At 71.7% G+C, this 2,894-nt stretch carries 4 protein-coding genes; 1 reads left to right on the plus strand and 3 read right to left on the minus strand.

Annotation, left to right across the window (positions count from 1 at the left end; translation table 11 throughout):
- A partial coding sequence (locus ACOADB_RS08325) for a beta-eliminating lyase-related protein (protein ID WP_378597492.1) occupies positions 1-355 on the plus strand: 355 nt, incomplete at its 5' end.
- Here the strand turns inward: ACOADB_RS08325 and ACOADB_RS08330 are convergent.
- From ACOADB_RS08330 to ACOADB_RS08340, 3 genes are all read right to left on the minus strand, one after another.
- On the minus strand, positions 342-1,385 hold the full coding sequence (locus ACOADB_RS08330; RefSeq protein WP_378597493.1) for an NADase-type glycan-binding domain-containing protein: 1,044 nt from the start codon (positions 1,383-1,385) through the stop codon (positions 342-344). The two genes, ACOADB_RS08325 and ACOADB_RS08330, sit on opposite strands and share 14 nt — an antisense overlap.
- Before the next feature lie 40 nt (positions 1,386-1,425).
- Positions 1,426-1,908 (minus strand): SRPBCC family protein, encoded by a 483-nt coding sequence (locus ACOADB_RS08335; RefSeq protein WP_378597494.1) that lies wholly within the window; start codon positions 1,906-1,908, stop codon positions 1,426-1,428.
- 92 nt (positions 1,909-2,000) lie between these two features.
- The coding region (locus ACOADB_RS08340) for a DMT family transporter (protein WP_378597495.1) at positions 2,001-2,894 on the minus strand (894 nt) is incomplete at its 5' end.

Below are 2,894 nucleotides of genomic sequence, written 5' to 3' on the forward strand. Positions count from 1 at the left end.
GATGGTCGAGGCCCGCGTCCGGCGCAAGCGGCTCGGCGCAGGGATGCGCCAGGTCGGGATCCTTGCCGCGGCGGGCCTGCACGCCCTCGACCACCATGTCGAGCGGCTGGCCGACGACCACGAGAACGCCCGACTCCTGGCCGAGGCGTGCGGTGTCGACCCGGCCACGGTGGACACCAACATCGTCGCCTTCGACAGCGCCGATGCGCCCGGCTTCGTGGCCGCGGCGCGCGAGGCCGGCGTCCTGATCAGCGCCGTCGGTGCCCGCACGGTCCGCATGGTCACCCACCTCGACGTGACGCGCGCCGACGCGGAGAGCGCCGCCGCGGCACTCGCCGGACTCAGTCCGCGGTAGCTCCCAGGAAGCGGACCTCGCTGATCGCGGTGAAGTCGCGACCGTCCGTCTTGCCGGGTGCCGTGACGGTCAGCAGGTGGACCTTGATCGTCTGGGTCGTCACCGGACCGATGGCCGCCATCTGCATGGCCTGCTTGTCGCCGAACTCCTGCGTGATCCGGGTGCCGTCGTCGAACTCCCACTGGACCGCGCGGACGCGACGATTGCTGCGATACCAGTTGATCGGCCCGTCGACCTTGGCATAGCCGTTGATCATGCCGACGTCGGTGATGACGACCTCCTCGCCCAGGTCGAAGGTCAGCGTTTCGCCCGTGCCGTCGCCAGCCATCCGCCACGCGGTGCGGGGCCTGCCGTCCCACATGTTCGCGACCACGAACCTCACCGGCTTGCCCTTGCGGTCACGACTGGGCTGCGCGATCGACGGCACCGTGGCCGTGACGTCGCTGGTCAGGTCCTCGATGTCGTCGGGGTCGGGGGCATCGACCGGTGCGCCGGTGCCGGTGGCGTCGGGCTGCTCCGGAGCGCCCGGTTCGGAGCCCTCGCCGGACGGATCACCGCTCTGGCTCCGGTCGTCACGGCTGTCGTCGGCGGCCTGCTCGCCGTCGTCGCCGCCGAGGAGAAGGAAGGCGCCGAGGGCGGCCACGAGGGCGAGGACGACGAGCGCGATCACCCAGGGCAGCCAGGGTCGTGCGTCCTTCGGAGCGGCAGGGTACGACGGCGCCAGCACCGGGACCGGGCCCGGGGGCGGTGTCGGCTGCGGCCACGTGGTCGGGGTGGTCGGGGTGGTCACGGTCGGCGGTGCGTCGGCGTACATCGGATAGCGCGCGGAGGGCGGGACCTGGTCGGCCGACGGCGGCACGACGGGCGCGGACCTGGGCTGCGGTGACGAGGCCGCCGACGGGGCTGCGGGCGCGCTGACAGTGGGCGTCGCCTCGGGGTGTCGGCCGGGGACGGGCCTGCCACAATTCGTGCAGAACCGGCCGATCCCGAGTTCGTGCCCGCAGTCGGTGCAAAAGGTCGGGGTGGTCATCGCGGGGGCAACGCTACCGCGAGCCAGCGTGGGGGGCGGCTTATCCAGCCATGGCGCGACGCCTGGCCTCGGCCTCGATGTCCTCCAGGTCGTGCTCCAGGACCTTGCGGGTGCGGTCGTAGCTGAAGCCGCCGAAGGCCGCCCAGATCGCGCGCGACATCGGTGAGCGATGGCTCATCTCCACCGTCGTCGTCATCGCCAGCCGGGTCTGGGCGCGGTCCTGCCCCGTCGGCGTGAGCCGGTACGCCGTCCTGATGATGTCGTGGCCGACCTCGGCCTCGACGACGGTGCGCAGCGGCGGCAGGGACTCGACGACCTGGATCTCCTCGGGACCGTGATGGCCGAAGAGGGTGCGCCTTTCGCGCCATGCCGTGCCGACGTCGTACTCGCCTTCGGTCAGCACCTCGGTCTCGCTGACGCTGCGGAGCACGTCGTCGGCATGGGCGATGTCGGTGATGACGTCCCACACCTGCTCGGGCGGAGCGGGGATCGTGCCGTGGACATGAATGACGTGACCAGCCATGGATTCACTCCTCAAGGTTCCCCCAGACCTCCATGGTGCGCCCGGTCGCCGCGGAGCGCCACCCCAGCGCGTGACAAAACTCGGACCGGAGCTCACACCGCGATGTGGGGTACTTCCCCCTCGATCTTGCGGCGGGGAATCGCCTCGACGACCAGCATCGCCGTCAGCACCATCGCGCCGCCGATCGCCATCCGGCCCGTCAGCGACTCGCCACCGAGCAGGACCGCGAAGAACGCCGCGAACACCGGCTCCATGCTCATGATGATCGCGCTGCGGGTCGGCGGCAGGTGCGCCTGAGCCCATGTCTGGGCCAGCAGCGCGGCGGCGCCCGCGACCAGGGCCATGTAGACGACCGAGGCCCAGTCCGCTCCGCGGTCCGGCAGTACGACGCCCGGCTCGCCCGTCACGAGCGCGGCCGCCGTGCAGATGGCGGCGATGACCAGCACCTGCAGGATCGACATGCCCAGGGCGTCGGCCGGCTTCGACCACGCGCCGAGCCCGACGATGTGGGCGGCGTAGAGCAACGCGGCCACGAGCGTGATGGCCTCGCCGTACCCGATCGAGAAGCCCTCGAGGGAGAGCACGCCGAGTCCGACGGTGGCCAGCACGACGGCTGCCCAGGTGGCCCCGGAGATCCGGCTGCGCAGGATGACGGCGGCGAACAGCGGGGTCGCGACGACGTACAGGCCGGTGATGAAGCCGGACACGCTGGCCGGTGTGTGGGCCAGTCCCGCCGTCTGCAGTATCTGGGCGACGCCGTACAGGCTGCCGAGGACGAGCGCGCGGCGGCGGACCTCGGGGGAGAGCCGGCCGATGGCGCGCGGGGCGACCAGCAGCATCGCGGCGCCGGCGATGAGGAAGCGGACGGCCAGGAAGTCGACCGTGGGAACCCGGTCCAGCAGGTCCTTGATCAGGAAGAACGTCGAGCCCCAGCAGGCCGTCATCGCCAGCAACGCGAGCGTTGCCAGCAGGGTGGTGCGGCGGCC

The organism is Nocardioides sp. CPCC 206348, from assembly GCF_048654705.1.
In the GTDB taxonomy this organism is placed as follows: domain Bacteria; phylum Actinomycetota; class Actinomycetes; order Propionibacteriales; family Nocardioidaceae; genus Nocardioides.